Below are 13,959 nucleotides of genomic sequence, written 5' to 3' on the forward strand. Positions count from 1 at the left end.
AGGAAGGCAATCGCGCCCGGTGGCGCGGCCGGGCTTCAAACCCGGTTGGGGACGGCAGCCGTTCCCGGGCAGGTTCGACTCCCGCTGCCTTCCGCCATTTTCTTTCGCCTGTTCAGGCCCGTTCGCCGCACAGGTCCAGAGCAAACCACTGCTCTGCTGCATCCAGATTCAAGCCCGCCCCCAACAGCGCAACCATCTTGCCCAGCGCTGCCTCACGGGTCATGCCGCCACCACTGACCAATCCGGCCCCGCGCAAGCGGTTGCCCGCCGCATAGGTGTCGAACACCACCGAGCCTTCAGGACACTGGCTGATAGCCGCCAGCATCACACCGCGCTGGCGCGCCGCACTCAGTACATTCAGCAATGCCTGGTCATCCGATGGCCCGGTACCGCTGCCGTAGCATTCCAGCAGCAACCCCTGCACACCACTGTCGATCAAGCCTTGCAAGTGCCCGGCCTGCAGCCCCGGGAACACCGGCACGACCGCCAGGTTGACCGGCTTGCGCGGCTGCTTGTAGCCCAGCTCGGCAGGGATCATGTCGGCATGCTCACCATCACGATGGCGCGGCAGCGCCGCAAAGGCATCGAACGCCTCGCTGCGCAGCTTCGAGGCCCGGCAGCCATGCAGCAGTTGGCCATGGAAGTAGAGCTGTACGCCATCTTCCAGGCCATGTTCGAACTGGCGCAGCGCACCACACAGGTTGGCCCATGCATCGCTGTCAGCGGCACCCGCCGGCAGCATCGAGCCGGTCAGCAGCACCGGAACCGGCAGCCCCAGCAGCAGGAACGACAATGCCGCAGCGCTGTACGCCATGCTGTCGGTGCCGTGCAGCACCAGCACGCCGTCATGGCCCGCCACATCCACCGCATCGACAATGGCATCGCGCATCGCCAGCCAGTTGTGCTGTTGCATGTTGGCGCTGTCGAGCAGCGGGTTCAGTTCCTGCAGGGTCCATTGCAGCTGGGGCGCATCGGCCATGTGCGCGAAGTGCTCGCGCATCCGTGCTTCAAAACCACCGGCTGGCGCCAGGCCTTCCGGGGTTTCGAGCATACCGATGGTGCCACCGGTATAGAGAACGAGAAGATTCTTTACGGCACGCATGGAGAACATCCGTAGCGGTGAGCGGAGAAAGAAAAGCCGCCCGCAGAAGGGGCGGCTGGGCAGGGCAGCGTATCAGCGCTGAGGCTGCGCTTGGCCGACTGTTTTGTCAGTGGCTGTTTCCGCCTGCGGATTGGCAGGCCAGGCATTGCGGTCCAGATCCAGGTCGGCGAACTTGGTCGAATCGAACACCGGCTGCTGGATACCCGCCTTGCGCTGCTCGTCGTAGTCGCGCATCACACGCAGGCCGACTTTGAACAGCAGGGCCAGGGCCACCAGGTTGACGAAGGCCAGGCAGGTCATGGTGATGTCGGCGAAGGCGAACACGGTCGACAGGTCTTGCATCGAGCCCCAGACCACCAGTGCCAGCACCAAGCCACGGAACACCATCAGTACCACGCGGTTACGGGTAAGGAACTGCAGGCTGTTCTCGCCCAGGTAGTAGTTGTAGAGGATGCAGGTGAACACGAACAGCGACAGTGCAACGCTGACGAACACACGGCCCCAGTCACCGACCACGGCGGCCAGCGAGTTCTGGGTCAGGACAATGCCGTCACCCTCGAAGCCCGGGGTATAGAAGCCCGACAGCAGGATCAGCAGCGCGGTGCAGGTGCAGATCACGAAGGTGTCGAGGAACACGCTGAAGGCCTGGACCACGCCCTGGGCGCCCGGGTGTTTCACCGCAGCCACGGCGGCGACGTTCGGCGCACTGCCAAGGCCCGCTTCGTTGGCGAACACGCCACGCTTCACGCCCATGACGATGGCGCTGCCGAGCAGGCCGCCGAAGGCTGGATCGAGGCCGAAGGCGCTCTTGAAGATGGTTTCCAGCATGGCCGGCACGTGTTCGATCTGGGTGCCGATCACGTACAGGGTCACGCCGATGTAGGCCAGGGTCTTGACCGGTACCAGCAGGTCCGACACCGCAGCGATACGCTTGATGCCGCCGATGAAGGTGATGGCCAGCAGCAGGGCCAGGACAATACCGGTTTGGCTCGGGGCAAAGTTGAAGGCGTTCTGCAGCGAGTGGGTCACGGTGTACGACTGCAGGCCGATGAAGGCGAAGCCGTAGGTGACCAGCAGCAGGATCGAGAACACGATGGCCATGCCTTTGCGCTTCAGGCCATGCTGAATGTAGTAGGCCGGGCCGCCACGGTACAGGCCGTCACCATCGGCGCGCTTGTACACCTGGGCCAGGGTACATTCGAAGAAGCTGCTGGACATGCCCACCAATGCGGTGACCCACATCCAGAACACGGCACCTGGGCCACCCAGGGTCACGGCAATACCGACACCGGCAATGTTACCGGCGCCAACGCGGCCGGCGAGGCTCAGCATCAGGGCCTGGAAGGAGCTCAGCTGGCCTGCCTGGCCACGCAGCGATTCCTTGAACACGGCGAACATGTGGCCGAAATGGCGGAACTGAACGAATCGGGAGCGGATGGTGAAGTAGCTACCCAGCCCTACGATCAGCACGATGAGGAGTTTCCCCGAGAGGAAATCGTTGAGTACTTCGAGCATTGGAGAATGACCTCGATTCTTATTCTTCGTGTGGAAAGACCAGCGGACGGCAGGCGCACCGCTATTCGTTGGGGCGCATGGTTGGCCATGACAAGAGTGGTTACAATTTCGCGGGTTGCTCTCAGTTGGCGCGACTTGATGCTACAATAGCGTCATTCGCGTCACCTGGGTCCCGCACATGAGCGATCATTTCGCTACCAACCTCAAGCTGGCTTGCAGCCACTACCGCTCTATTTCCGAAGTTTGCCGGCAGCTGTCGATCAACCGGGCACAGTTCAACAAGTACCTGAGCGGGCAGAGCCGTCCGACGGCTTACAACCTCAAGCGCATCGGCGACTTCTTCGGCGTCGAGGATTACGAGCTGAATTTGCCGGCCGAGCAGTTCGCCAGGCTTATCGGCGCACGGGTGTCGACGCTGGCCGACCAGCCCAGCGACCCGATCAGCGAACTGTTCCGTCCGCTGCACGACCACGCTGGCAACCTGTCGCGCTATTGCGGTTACTACTTCGAGTATTCCAACTGCATGTCGGTGCCGGGCACCATCCTGGTGTCGCTGGTGCACCTGTGGGAGGAGCGTGGCCGCTTCCTGTTCGAGCGCCAGGAACGCCAGGAACGCTCCAGCGCCACCGATCAGCACGCCGAGGTACGCTGCCGCTACCTGGGGGCTGCGTTCCAGTTGCAGGACCGGCTGTTCCTGATCGACTACGAGTCGCTCACGTACAACGAAATGAGCCAGACCATCCTCATCCCCAGCTTCAAAAGCCGCATCACCCGCCTGAATGGCCTGAAGGCTGGAGTGTCCAGCGGCGACCGACGCAACCCGGCCTGTACCCGGGTGGTGTGGGAGTACCTGGGGGAAGAGATCAATCGCATCAATGCCTATCGGCAGGTAAAACTGTACCGGCCGGATGATCCACGTATAGATGACGATGTACGTGAACGCTTGAGTGTGGGGCCATTGCGCAACAGTTTGTTTGAGATTGAGTAAAGTGGTGCCTGTACTGGCCTCTTCGCGGGTAAACCCGCTCCCGTTGAGGTTGTACAGGAAACTCAATAAGGCCTGCGGTTGGACTTCCCGCAGAGGAAACCGCAAAATGACCCCTTTCCTTCATCAACCTCTCCGGATCTGCTGACTCTATGCGTATGCGCCTAATGCTGTTGGGTGGTGGCAATGCCCTCGGGCAAGCGCTGATTCGTCTTGGGGCCGAGGAGGACATCGCATTCCTGGCGCCGCGCCCGCCCGAAAACGGCTGGACGCCGGCCAGCCTCACCCAGTTGCTCGACGATCACCGTCCCGACGCCGTGGTCAACCTGGCCTATTACTTCGACTGGTTCCAGGCCGAATCGGTCAGCGAACAGCGTCTGGCTCAACAGGAGCGTGCGGTAGAGCGGCTCGCAGAGCTGTGCCAGCACCACCAGATCACCCTGGTGCAGCCTTCCAGCTACCGCGTGTTCGACGGTTCGCGGGCTACGGCCTACAGCGAAAAGGACGAGCCAGTGCCGCTGGGCTTGCGTGGCCAGGCGTTGTGGCGCATCGAACAGAGTGTGCGTGCGGCCTGCCCGCAGCATGTGCTACTGCGCTTTGGCTGGTTGCTCGACGAAAGCATCGACGGGTCGCTGGGCCGCTTCCTGACCCGTGCCGAGCAACCGCAAGAGCTGCTGCTGGCCGATGACCGGCGTGGTAACCCGACACCGGTCGACGATGCTGCGCGGGTGATCCTGTCGGTGCTCAAGCAGCTCGATTGCAGTGCGCCGCTGTGGGGCACCTACCATTACGCCGGCAACGAGGCGACCACGCCGCTGGCGCTGGGCCAGGCGATCCTTGCCGAAGCAGGCCAGTACCGCCAGCTCGCGGTTCAGGCGCCAACGCCGCAGGCTCATGCCGCACGGCCTGATGCCAGCGAAGAGCCGCAGCACGCGGTACTGGCCTGCAAGAAAATCCTTCATACCTTCGGCATCAAGCCCCGCGCCTGGCGCGCCGGCCTGCCGCCTCTACTGGACCGGTTCTACCGCCATGGCTGACGCCCCCATCCTGATCACCGGCGGTGCCGGCTTCATTGGCTCCCACCTGTGCGATGCGTTGTTGGACAAAGGCTACGCTGTACGCATTCTCGATGACTTTTCCACTGGCCGACGCAGTAACCTGCAGGTCGACCACCCACGGCTGGAGCTGATCGAAGGCGATGTCGCCGATGCCGGGCTGGTCACGCAGGCCGCAGCCGGCTGCAGTGCCGTGGTGCACCTGGCGGCAGTGGCCTCGGTGCAGGCCTCGGTCGAAGACCCGGTGCGCACACACCAGAGCAACTTCATCGGCACCCTTAACGTGTGCGAAGCGATGCGCGTGCATGGTCTGCGCCGGGTGCTGTTTGCTTCCAGTGCGGCGGTGTACGGCAACAATGGCGAGGGCGAGTCGATTGCCGAAGACACGCCCAAGGCGCCGCTGACCCCCTACGCCGTGGACAAACTGGCCAGTGAGCAATACCTGGACTTCTACCGTCGTCAGCATGGCCTGGAGCCGGTGGTGTTCCGCTTCTTCAATATCTTCGGGCCACGCCAGGACCCGTCTTCGCCGTATTCCGGGGTCATCAGCATCTTCTGCGAGCGCGCGGTGCAGGGCTTGCCGATCACCATCTTCGGTGATGGCGAGCAGACCCGCGACTTCCTGTACGTGGGTGACCTGGTGCAGGTGATGGTGCAGGCGCTGGAACAGCCGCAGGTGGAGGAGGGGGCGGTGAATATCGGCCTCAACCAGGCCACTTCGCTGAACCAGTTGCTGGCGGCGCTGGAGAAGGTGGTGGGGAGCTTGCCGGCGATTAGCTATGTGGCGGCGCGTTCGGGTGACATTCGCCATTCCCGGGCGGATAACCAGCGCTTGCTAGCGCGGTTCGATTTCCCGCAGGCGACGCCGATGGTCGAAGGCCTGGCGCGGCTTCTGGGTAAAAGCTGAAAACGCTGGGGCCGCTAAGCGGCCCCAGATCACCCATGCCGCACCACTCGGCGCAGGCAATCTTCAGCCTTCAGAACTCGCCCATCCAAAGCCCTTACCTGCAATGTCTCAAGCACTTGCCCGGTAATACCCTCCACCAGCTCCGAACGTACCTCACCCGCTTCAAACAAAAACCGCTCCCCCCACTGCCTCAGGCCCACCACCACGGGAAACACCGACCGCCCCTTCTCGGTCAGCACATATTCCTTGTAGGCACTGCCATCCGAAGCTGGCTGCGTCATCAGCAACCCACTTTCCACCAGCAGCTTGAGCCGTGAGGCGAGGATGTTCTTCGCCAGCCCCAGGTTCTTCTGAAATTCGCTGAAACGCCGCAGGCCATCGAAGGCATCGCGCAGGATCATCAGCGCCCAGCGGTCACCCAATACCTCCAAGGCACGGGCTACCGGGCATTGCGCATTATTTTCATCGAGCATGTGGCAGGCCTGTCCTGATTGTCTGGTTGCAGATTAAAACTACTTTTGCTAAATAACCATAAGTGGTTTCAATTCGAAACTACATTGTCGAGGCCATCCCGATGACACGCTGGATAACCCTGCTGCTTGCCATTACCAGCGCCATGGCGGTAGCGACGGTGTACTTCGCCCAACCTTTGCTCGAGTCGATGGCCGCCGAACTGGGTGTGGCACAGCAGCAGATTGGCTGGGTAGTGGGTGCAACCCAGGCGGGCTATGCCCTCGGGCTGCTGCTGATTGTGCCGCTTGGGGACCTGATCGACCGCAAACGCCTGTTGCTCGGCCAGTTGCTGTTCTCGGCCTTGGCGCTGGTCGGCGTCGGCATGGCGCCAAACTGGGTGATGCTGCTGCTGGCACTGGCCATCACCGGGCTGATGGCCGTGATGGTGCAGGTGATGGTGGCGCATGCCGCCAGCCTGGCCTCGCCTGGTGAGCAGGGGCAAGCGGTAGGCACCGTCACGAGCGGCGTGGTGCTGGGCATTCTGTTGGCGCGCCTGGTGGCGGGTGGGGTGGCTGACCTGGCCGGCTGGCGCAGTGTTTATCTGGTGGCCGCAGTGCTGTTGCTGGCGCTGGCGATGGTGCTGTGGTGCTGTTTGCCAAGTGGACAGCCGTTGGTGCAGCGTCCCGGTTACCGAGAGCTGATCGTGTCCCAATTCCGCTTGTTTCGACACGACAGGCTGTTGCGCCAGCGCGGCGTGTTCGGCGTATTGATCTTCGCCGCGTTCAGCGTGCTGTGGAGCGCCATGGTCATGCCTCTCAGCGCTGCGCCATTGGCGTTGAGCCATACCGAAATTGGCCTGTTCGGTCTGGCAGGTGTGGCGGGCACGTTGGCGGCAGCGCGCGCTGGTCGCTTGGCCGACCTGGGGCTGGGAGAGCGCACCACCGGGCTGGCGCTGGCGTTGCTGACGCTGTCGTGGTTGCCCACGGCGTTTGTCGGGCAGTCGTTGATCGTCTTCGTGGTAGGTGTGTTGATGCTGGACTTCGCCGTGCAGGCAGTGCATGTCACCAACCAGAGCGTGTTGCTGGCAGGGCGTGGCGCGATGGCTAGCCGATTGATTGGTGCTTATATGTGCTGCTATTCGGTCGGTAGCGGCTTGGGGGCGGTGCTGGCGAGCGGGGTGTATGCCCGATGGGGGTGGCCTGCGGTGTGTGGGCTTGGCATGGCCATCAGTGCGGTCGCGCTGGGGTACTGGCTGTGGCTGCAACGAGAAAGGGCGGCCGAAGCCGCCCTGCCGTGTTCCGGTCAGAACTTGTATCCAAGGCCGACCATGTACACCCACGGGTCGACGTCTACGTCGACCTTGGTCTTGCTGTAGCCCAGTGCGGTCGGGCCGTTGACGCTGGCCTTGGTGTCGATGTCGACATACCAGACCGAGGCGTTGACCAGCAGGTTGTCGGTGAGCATGTAGTCCATGCCCAGCTGGCCGGCAATCCCTACCGAATCTTGCAGCTTGAGGTTGCTGAAGCCTTGTTGCTTACGTGCGCTGCTCAAGTCTTCGTCAAAGAACAGGGTGTAGTTGATGCCCACGCCGGCGTAAGGCTGGAAGCGCGAATTCGGCTCCATCGGGTAGTACTGCAGCGACAGGGTCGGTGGCAGTTGTTTGATGTCTGCCAGCTTGCCGTCCAGCCCGCCGCCCAGGCCTTTTACGCCCACGGTGTGCTTGAACGGGGTGGCTGCCAGGAGCTCCAGGCCGATGTGGTCGGTGAGCATGTAGGCAAAGGTCAGGCCCAGCTGGGTATCGCTGTCCAGGGTCGCCTTGGTGCCCGACACCTTGTTGCCGTCGAACTTCAGGTCGCCGCTGCTCTCGTTCGGGGCAGTGGTAATGGCACCTGCGCGCAGGATCATGTCCCCTGCCTGGTAGGCGTGGGCGGCAGGGGCGGCGAGCGCAAGGGCCACAAGCGAGGCGCCGAGCAAGGACTTGTTCATGGAAGCTCCCAAAGGACGTTATTAATCGAGTAGTCCAATGGTACGGAGCTGGTTAAACACAAAGTTTGACCCAGCTCAAAGAAGCGTCTTCATGAATTCGAAACAGTTCTCATCTCAGCTCATACGCGTAGATTTTCTCGGCCTCCATCTGGTAACCGGCATCGGCCAGTTCGCTGCTGGAGGCTTTAACCTGCATCTTTCCCTCGATCCAGTAGGGTTGGTAGAGGTCTTCGACGCGTACGCCCATTTCGCTGAAAATATGCACGATCTGGTTTGAGGGTGGCGGGGGCACGTGGATGCACGCGCCGTAGTACGGCACCAGCAGGAACTCGGTGGTGCGGCCTTCCTCGCTGACCTCAAGCGGCACGATGTAGCCGGGTAACTTGATCTGCTGGCCGTCGAGGCTTTTTACCACGGGGGCGTCGGGAGCCTGCTGGCGCGCGGGAGGGGCGGACTCGGCAGACAGGGCGTTGCTGAGCTGTGACATGTCGTGCAGCGGCGCCAGCTGCGGGGGGATGACCGGGGCGCCTTCGGGGATCAGGGCAGGCCAGTCCAGCTCTTTGGGTTCGGCGGCCCACAGAGGCATCGCTATCAGCAATAGCAGGGCCAGCAACATGAGCATTGCCGGCCTCTTCGCGGGCAAGCCCGCTCCCGCAGGTCCTATACAAGGCCTGAGGTTTGTAGAGAACCCTGTGGGAGCGGGCTTGCCCGCGAAGAAGGCAGTGAGGTTTCTGATCATTGCAGGCTCTTAAAGATGAATGGACAGGCCATCAGCCAACGACTGTCGGTAGGCCCGCCAAGCCGGCACGCTACCCATCAGCAACGCGGCCCCAAGGATGATAGCCAGCAAGGTCCATTCATGAGCACTCGGCAGGGCCAGCGGCAAGTACAAGCCATAGTTTGCCTGCACATACCCCTGCGCCAAGGCGATACCCGCATACAGCAACCCCAGCCCGGCCACGATTCCGACTGCTGCCAGTGAGAGCGCCTCCAGCACCAGCAACCCCGCGATATGCCACGGCCTGGCCCCGACCGACCGCAAGATTGCCATTTCTCGCCGGCGCTCGTTGAGGCTGGTGAGAATGGCCGTGAGCATGCCGATCAAGCCAGTCAGCACCACGAACAGCGACACCACGAACAACGCCTGTTCCGCCGTGCCCATCAGGCTCCACAACTCTTGCAGGGCCACCCCAGGCAGGATCGCCAGCAGCGGCTCGCTGCGATATTCGTTGATTTCCCGCTGTAGGCTGAACGTCGCGATCTTGTTGTTCAGGCCTAGCATGAACGCAGTGATGGCGGCAGGTTGCAGGTCCATCGTACGTGCCTGATCGGCGCTGATGCGCCCGGCGCCACGGGCCGGTACGCCGTTGTGCCAGTCGATATGGATGGCTTCCATGCCGCCCAGGCTGATGTGCAAGGTGCGGTCGACCGGTGTGCCGGTGCGCTTGAGCACGCCAACCACGGTGAACGGCTTGTCGTCATGCTTGACCAGGCTGATCGCTGCCACGCCATGGGCCAGCACCAGCTTATCACCCAGCTTGTAGTGCAACGCCTCGGCGACTTCGGCACCGAGTACCACCTCGAACGGGTCGCTGGCGAACTCACGCCCTTGGCTCAATTCCAGGTGCTGGCGGCGGCCGTACTGGTAATGATCAAAGTAATCCGTCGTGGTGCCCATCACCCTGTAGCCGCGATGCGAGTCGCCCAGCGAGATAGGGATCGCCCACTTCACCCGCGGGTCCTGCGCATAGTGCTGGAAGCTGTCCCAGCGGATGTTGTTGGTCGCGTTGCCAATGCGGAATACCGAATACAGCAGCAGGTTCACCGAGCCGGAGCGGGCGCCGACAATCAGGTCGGTACCGCTGATGGTGCTGGCGAAGCTGGCGCGGGCCTCGGTGCGAACGCGCTCCACGGCCAGCAGCAGGCACACCGACAGGGCGATGGCAAACGCGGTGAGGAAGGCGGTGAAACGGCGGTTGGCCAGGCTGGCCAGGGCAAGGCGGAGCAGGTACATCAGGCCTCCCGGGGCTTGGCGGCGCGGTTGAGGTCGGCCAGGGAAAGGTGGCGGTCGAACAGTGGCGCCAGGCTTTGGTCGTGGCTGACGAACAGCAGGCTGGCACCGGCGGCGCGGCATTCGTCGAACAGCAGGCGGATGAACGCTTCACGGGTATCGGCGTCCAGCGCCGAGGTCGGTTCGTCGGCAATCACCAACTCGGGCTGGCCGATCAGTGCGCGGGCGGCGGCCACTCGTTGCTGCTGGCCGATCGACAGGCTGTCGGCGCGGCGGGCGAGCAGGGCGGAGTCATCCAGCCCAAGGTGGGCCAGCAGCGTGCTGGCTGCCTGGTCGACACTGCCATGGCGCTGCTCGGCGCGGGCCTTGCGGCTGCGCGAAAAGCGGCAGGGCAGTTCGACGTTTTCGCGTACCGACAGGAACGGCAGCAGGTTGAACTGCTGGAAGATATAACCTGTGTGGTCGACGCGGAAGCGGTCACGCGCCCCCTGGCCCAGGCTGCCAAGGTCCTGGCCAAGCAACTGGATGCGGCCCTGAGCCGGTACGTTCACGCCGCCCAGCAGGCCCAGCAAGGTGGTCTTGCCACTGCCGCTGGGGCCCTTGAGGAACAGGGCCTCACCCGTGTCCAGGTGGAAGGCTGGAATATCCAGCAGCGGCGGCTGACCTGGCCAGGCGTATACCAGGTCGTGCAGTTCGATCAGCGACTGGCTCATTCAGAAAGCGACCGCTGCCTTGGCCGGCGTGGCTTCCACACCTTTCTGGCCATTCGGGCCGATCAGTTGCACGTTGATCTTCTGGGTGGCCGGGAAGGCCTTGAACAGCGGGGTGAGGTCCACCTGCGCCAGTTTTTCGGGGGTGGCGCAGGTCAGTTGGTAGTGGGCGCCGATGTCGCTGTGCTGGTGGCCGTGTTCATGTTCGTCGCCATCGTCGTCGGCTTTCGGGGCGTCACCGAACAGCGGGCTTTCCAGCTCTTGCTGGTCTTCTTTGCAGCCTGCGGCAGCAGAGAGGCCGAACAGCTTCAGGGGTTGTTCAAGCTGCTGGCGCACGGCGGCGACCTTGGCCTTGTCGGCATCGCTGCTGGCGGCATGTTCGAAGCCGACCAGGTTCATTGCCGGGCTGTCCAGTTCCAGCTCCAGGGTGTTGCCATCGAGCACGGCGTTGAGCTTGGCGACGCCATGCTCGTGGGCGCCGAGGGTGCCATGGGCGTGGTCGTGATCATGGTCATCGTGGGCATGGGCCACGGCCAGTGGCAGCAAGGCGAAGGGCAGGGCAAGCAGCAGGCGACGCATGGACGGCTCCGGGGCGGGCTGAATGATTGAGTTATGTTATAACAACTTTTCTGCGCGCCGCCAGCCTGCGTGGCGAAGGTTTCATGTTGCGGTAGCATGGGTGCATTGACCTGGGTTTAAGGAATGCATCATGAGAATTCGTGGACAGATTGGAGAGTGGCCAGTGGACCTGACCATCGAGCTGGCGCCTGAAGAGTGGGCGCAGCTGGGGCGGCAGGTTGAGGTGCCGGTAGCGGCGCAGGTTGCAGCAGCGGAAACCGTGGCGGCACCGCGACAGGATGACGGGCAGTGGACTGCGGCGCGTGAGGTGTTGCGCCTGGCGGGGCAGATGAGCGGGCCGGAATTGCTGGACAGGCTGGAGGGGTTGGCGGGCAGTACGGCGGGGGGCAAGCGGCTGCTGGTGCGGCTGCGACATAGCAGTGAAGTGAAAGTGGAAAGTGGCGTGGATGCGCCGGTTTATCACTGGGTGGGGTAAAAGTTTCAGAATTTTGGGGCTGCTTTGCAGCCCATCGCGACACAAGGCCGCTCCTACAAGGACCGCGTAGACATGAGCCTTGCGCGGCTCCTGTAGGCGCGGCCTTGTGTCGCGATGGGCCGCAAAGCGGCCCCCGGCATTCTCAGAACATCGCCGCCGACAGCTTGCGGCGATATACGCTAACCAGCGGGTGATCGCCACCCAGCAACTCGAACACTTGTAGCAGCGCTTTCTGCGGCAGCCCGTTCTCGTAGCCACGGTTACGCTGGAACAGCTTCAGCAACCCGTCCAGCGCCGCTTCATACTGCTGGCGCGCCAGTTGCTGGATGCTCAGCTGGTAAGCCGCTTCATCATCCTGTGGGTTCTGCGCCAAACGGCTTTTCAGGTCCGCCACTTCCGGCAGGCTGGCGGCCTGGCGCAGGAAGGTCAGCTGTGCCTTGGCACCGGCCAGCGCAGCCTTGTGCTCATCGGTCTTGACCGCATCCAGCACCACCTGGGCCTCGCCCAGCTCACCACGCTCGGCCAGGCAGCGGGCATACAGGATCAGCGCCTCGGCATTGCTGTTGTCCTCACCCAGCAGCGCCTGCAACAGCGCCTCGGCTTCGGCAAAGCGGCTTTCGGCGAACAGCGCCTTGGCCTGTTCCAGTGGCGAAGCTGCAGGTGCGGCAGGCATCTGCACATGCGGTTCGAGCATGGCGCGAATCGCCGATTCCGGCTGTGCACCGGCAAAGCCGTCCACCGGTTGGCCATCCTTGAACAGCACCACGGTCGGCAGGCTGCGGATGCCGAACTGGGCAACCACCTGTTGCTCCACGTCGCAGTTGATCTTGGCCAGCAGCAACTCGCCCTGGTAACCCTCGGCGATCTTGGCCAGCAATGGCATCAGCGCCTTGCACGGCGCACACCACTCGGCCCAGAAGTCCACCAGCACCGGCTTGTGGAAGGAGTTCTCGATCACCAGTTGCTGGAAGGTGGCATCTGTAGCGTCGAAAATGTAAGGCGTGTCTTGGGTCATCGCGACTCTCGCAAACTCGTGTATGGCACCACTATAAGGTGTCGCGGCTGGCGTGGTACAGGCTGACCCGGCGGAATTCGTGTGGCTCGGCCAGGTCTGGCAGGGTCAGCGCTTCGAGCACGCCCAACTGCTGGTACAGCGGGTGGCTGAAGTCGCGAACCCGCGAGTCGGCCACCAACGCCTGGCGGCCGCGACCGAGGAAGGCATCCAGCAGCGGCAGGTTGGCGCGGTCGTACAGCACATCGGCAACCAGGATCAGGTCGAAACGGTCTTCTTCGGCAAAGAAGTCGCTGCTGTAGTTCAGCTCAACCCCATTCAGCGCGGCGTTGGCGCGGCAGGCATCGAGGGCCAGCGGGTCGAGGTCGCAGGCCACCACTTCCCGCGCACCCGCGCGCGCGGCGGCAATGCCGGCGATTCCGGAGCCGGCGCCAAAGTCCAGCACGCGCTTGCCTGCCACCCATTCAGGGCGTTCGGCCAGGTAGCGGGCCATGGCCAGGCCGCTGGCCCAGCAAAAGCTCCAGTAGGGCGGCTCTTCAAGAATGCGCCGGGTTTCTTCGCTGCTGAAGGCGCGGTCCATGTTCTGGTCGTCGATCAGCCACAGCTTCAGGTCGCAGCCGGGCAGCTCGCTGACCACCAGGCGCGCTTCGCCGATCAGGCCACTGAGGGCCTGTTGCAGGGCCAGTGGAGCCACTTACGGCGCCTTCTCGAAACGCAGCGGGCCGGTGGCCTGGGTCTGGGCTTGGGTAATGCGCACCGGTGGCAGGTGCATGATCAGCTGGCCGGAGCTGCTGGCCCGGCCACGCAGCTCGACCCGCGCACCGGCCGGGAAGGCCTCGGGGTTGAAACGCAGGTGGTAAGGCAGGGCCTGGCCGGTACCGGTCAGGTTGCTGCTGGCCAGCAGGCGTTGCGGGCGGTCGCGTTCGTCGATGACCAGCAAGGCCAGCTCCACGTCGGCACCGGCCGGGATTTCCAGCAAGGTGCCACTCAGTTCGCGCTGGTAGGCCGGCAACGGGCCGAGTACTTCGGCCTGTTTGGCCGCGCGGGCTGGTGTGGTCGCCGCAGGCGTATCGGTTTTGGGCCTGTCGCTGCCGCAAGCGGCGAGCAGGGCGGCGCAGCACAGCACGACGAGCGCTCGGTAGTGCATGGGGTAGTCCTTCGCGGGCAGA

General features: G+C 63.4%; 15 protein-coding genes, 1 tRNA gene and 1 pseudogene. 6 read left to right on the top strand and 11 right to left on the bottom strand.

Annotation, left to right across the window (positions count from 1 at the left end):
* Window position 1 precedes the first annotated feature (1 nt).
* A tRNA-Sec gene (locus tag QQ992_RS02790) sits at window positions 2-97 on the top strand.
* 15 nt (window positions 98-112) lie between these two features.
* On the opposite strand, the gene QQ992_RS02795 is transcribed toward QQ992_RS02790, so the two are convergent.
* Both QQ992_RS02795 and QQ992_RS02800 read right to left on the bottom strand, forming a co-directional pair.
* Entirely contained in the window at window positions 113-1,111 is a 999-nt protein-coding gene (locus QQ992_RS02795) for an asparaginase (protein WP_286112154.1), read from the bottom strand.
* A gap of 63 nt (window positions 1,112-1,174) precedes the next feature.
* Window positions 1,175-2,617, bottom strand: a complete 1,443-nt coding sequence (locus tag QQ992_RS02800) for an alanine/glycine:cation symporter family protein (protein WP_286112155.1) — start codon at window positions 2,615-2,617, stop codon at window positions 1,175-1,177.
* A gap of 178 nt (window positions 2,618-2,795) precedes the next feature.
* Here QQ992_RS02800 and QQ992_RS02805 point away from each other — a divergent pair, with 178 nt between their 5' ends.
* The 3 genes from QQ992_RS02805 (at window position 2,796) to QQ992_RS02815 (ending at window position 5,564) form a co-directional block, all read left to right on the top strand.
* Window positions 2,796-3,605 carry a helix-turn-helix domain-containing protein gene (locus tag QQ992_RS02805; protein WP_110741782.1) on the top strand — a complete coding sequence of 270 codons (810 nt, stop codon included), beginning with the start codon at window positions 2,796-2,798 and terminating at the stop codon, window positions 3,603-3,605.
* A gap of 149 nt (window positions 3,606-3,754) precedes the next feature.
* Window positions 3,755-4,639, top strand: coding sequence for a sugar nucleotide-binding protein (locus QQ992_RS02810; protein ID WP_019096681.1), 885 nt, complete (start codon window positions 3,755-3,757; stop codon window positions 4,637-4,639).
* Complete coding sequence (locus QQ992_RS02815; protein ID WP_286112156.1) at window positions 4,632-5,564, top strand: NAD-dependent epimerase/dehydratase family protein; 933 nt, start codon at window positions 4,632-4,634, stop codon at window positions 5,562-5,564. The genes QQ992_RS02810 and QQ992_RS02815 overlap by 8 nt, the downstream gene beginning before the upstream one ends.
* A 29-nt stretch (window positions 5,565-5,593) precedes the next feature.
* Here the strand turns inward: QQ992_RS02815 and QQ992_RS02820 are convergent, their stop codons facing one another.
* On the bottom strand, window positions 5,594-6,037 hold the full coding sequence (locus QQ992_RS02820; protein WP_286112157.1) for a winged helix-turn-helix transcriptional regulator: 444 nt from the start codon (window positions 6,035-6,037) through the stop codon (window positions 5,594-5,596).
* Window positions 6,038-6,138: 101 nt separating this feature from the next.
* Here QQ992_RS02820 and QQ992_RS02825 point away from each other — a divergent pair.
* A pseudogene (locus QQ992_RS02825) lies at window positions 6,139-7,329 on the top strand (MFS transporter); the annotation flags it as partial.
* On the opposite strand, the gene QQ992_RS02830 reads toward QQ992_RS02825, so the two are convergent.
* From QQ992_RS02830 to QQ992_RS02850, 5 genes are all read right to left on the bottom strand, one after another.
* Complete coding sequence (locus QQ992_RS02830) at window positions 7,320-8,003, bottom strand: OmpW/AlkL family protein (protein ID WP_014589498.1); 684 nt, start codon at window positions 8,001-8,003, stop codon at window positions 7,320-7,322. The pseudogene QQ992_RS02825 and the gene QQ992_RS02830 sit on opposite strands and share 10 nt — an antisense overlap.
* 109 nt (window positions 8,004-8,112) lie before the next feature.
* Window positions 8,113-8,625, bottom strand: coding sequence for a DUF3299 domain-containing protein (locus QQ992_RS02835; protein WP_119368678.1), 513 nt, complete (start codon window positions 8,623-8,625; stop codon window positions 8,113-8,115).
* Window positions 8,626-8,751: 126 nt separating this feature from the next.
* Window positions 8,752-10,017, bottom strand: coding sequence for an ABC transporter permease (locus QQ992_RS02840; protein WP_060499551.1), 1,266 nt, complete (start codon window positions 10,015-10,017; stop codon window positions 8,752-8,754).
* Window positions 10,017-10,727: an ABC transporter ATP-binding protein gene (locus tag QQ992_RS02845; protein WP_286112158.1), complete on the bottom strand. Its 711-nt coding sequence runs from the start codon at window positions 10,725-10,727 to the stop codon at window positions 10,017-10,019. Before QQ992_RS02845 ends, QQ992_RS02840 begins: the two co-directional genes overlap by 1 nt.
* Window positions 10,728-11,303, bottom strand: coding sequence for a DUF2796 domain-containing protein (locus QQ992_RS02850; protein ID WP_286112159.1), 576 nt, complete (start codon window positions 11,301-11,303; stop codon window positions 10,728-10,730).
* Window positions 11,304-11,433: 130 nt separating this feature from the next.
* Here QQ992_RS02850 and QQ992_RS02855 point away from each other — a divergent pair, with 130 nt between their 5' ends.
* Complete coding sequence (locus tag QQ992_RS02855) at window positions 11,434-11,778, top strand: hypothetical protein (RefSeq protein WP_286112160.1); 345 nt, start codon at window positions 11,434-11,436, stop codon at window positions 11,776-11,778.
* 142 nt (window positions 11,779-11,920) lie between these two features.
* Here the strand turns inward: QQ992_RS02855 and trxA are convergent, their stop codons facing one another.
* Genes trxA through QQ992_RS02870 form a run of 3 tightly spaced genes read right to left on the bottom strand, consistent with a single transcriptional unit; the run spans window position 11,921 to window position 13,937 of the window.
* Entirely contained in the window at window positions 11,921-12,793 is an 873-nt protein-coding gene (gene trxA / locus QQ992_RS02860) for a thioredoxin (protein ID WP_286112161.1), read from the bottom strand.
* A 31-nt stretch (window positions 12,794-12,824) separates the two neighbouring features.
* Complete coding sequence (locus tag QQ992_RS02865; RefSeq protein ID WP_119368683.1) at window positions 12,825-13,484, bottom strand: class I SAM-dependent methyltransferase; 660 nt, start codon at window positions 13,482-13,484, stop codon at window positions 12,825-12,827.
* The gene (locus tag QQ992_RS02870) at window positions 13,485-13,937 is read right to left on the bottom strand and encodes a YbaY family lipoprotein (protein WP_286112162.1); all 453 of its coding nucleotides are present in this window, start codon (window positions 13,935-13,937) and stop codon (window positions 13,485-13,487) included.
* Between the last annotated feature and the right edge of the window lie 22 nt (window positions 13,938-13,959).

Source organism: Pseudomonas kurunegalensis (genome assembly GCF_030291635.1).
GTDB classification, from domain to species: Bacteria; Pseudomonadota; Gammaproteobacteria; order Pseudomonadales; family Pseudomonadaceae; genus Aquipseudomonas; species Aquipseudomonas monteilii.

Bases quoted from the DNA above. Each gene is read 5' to 3' on its own strand.
- QQ992_RS02795 (WP_286112154.1), bottom strand. From the start codon at position 1,111: ATGTTCTCCATGCGTGCCGTAAAGAATCTTCTCGTTCTCTATACCGGT.
- QQ992_RS02800 (WP_286112155.1), bottom strand. From the start codon at position 2,617: ATGCTCGAAGTACTCAACGATTTCCTCTCGGGGAAACTCCTCATCGTG.
- QQ992_RS02805 (WP_110741782.1), top strand. From the start codon at position 2,796: ATGAGCGATCATTTCGCTACCAACCTCAAGCTGGCTTGCAGCCACTAC.
- QQ992_RS02810 (WP_019096681.1), top strand. From the start codon at position 3,755: ATGCGTATGCGCCTAATGCTGTTGGGTGGTGGCAATGCCCTCGGGCAA.
- QQ992_RS02815 (WP_286112156.1), top strand. From the start codon at position 4,632: ATGGCTGACGCCCCCATCCTGATCACCGGCGGTGCCGGCTTCATTGGC.
- QQ992_RS02820 (WP_286112157.1), bottom strand. From the start codon at position 6,037: ATGCTCGATGAAAATAATGCGCAATGCCCGGTAGCCCGTGCCTTGGAG.
- QQ992_RS02830 (WP_014589498.1), bottom strand. From the start codon at position 8,003: ATGAACAAGTCCTTGCTCGGCGCCTCGCTTGTGGCCCTTGCGCTCGCC.
- QQ992_RS02835 (WP_119368678.1), bottom strand. From the start codon at position 8,625: ATGCTCATGTTGCTGGCCCTGCTATTGCTGATAGCGATGCCTCTGTGG.
- QQ992_RS02840 (WP_060499551.1), bottom strand. From the start codon at position 10,017: ATGTACCTGCTCCGCCTTGCCCTGGCCAGCCTGGCCAACCGCCGTTTC.
- QQ992_RS02845 (WP_286112158.1), bottom strand. From the start codon at position 10,727: ATGAGCCAGTCGCTGATCGAACTGCACGACCTGGTATACGCCTGGCCA.
- QQ992_RS02850 (WP_286112159.1), bottom strand. From the start codon at position 11,303: ATGCGTCGCCTGCTGCTTGCCCTGCCCTTCGCCTTGCTGCCACTGGCC.
- QQ992_RS02855 (WP_286112160.1), top strand. From the start codon at position 11,434: ATGAGAATTCGTGGACAGATTGGAGAGTGGCCAGTGGACCTGACCATC.
- trxA (WP_286112161.1), bottom strand. From the start codon at position 12,793: ATGACCCAAGACACGCCTTACATTTTCGACGCTACAGATGCCACCTTC.
- QQ992_RS02870 (WP_286112162.1), bottom strand. From the start codon at position 13,937: ATGCACTACCGAGCGCTCGTCGTGCTGTGCTGCGCCGCCCTGCTCGCC.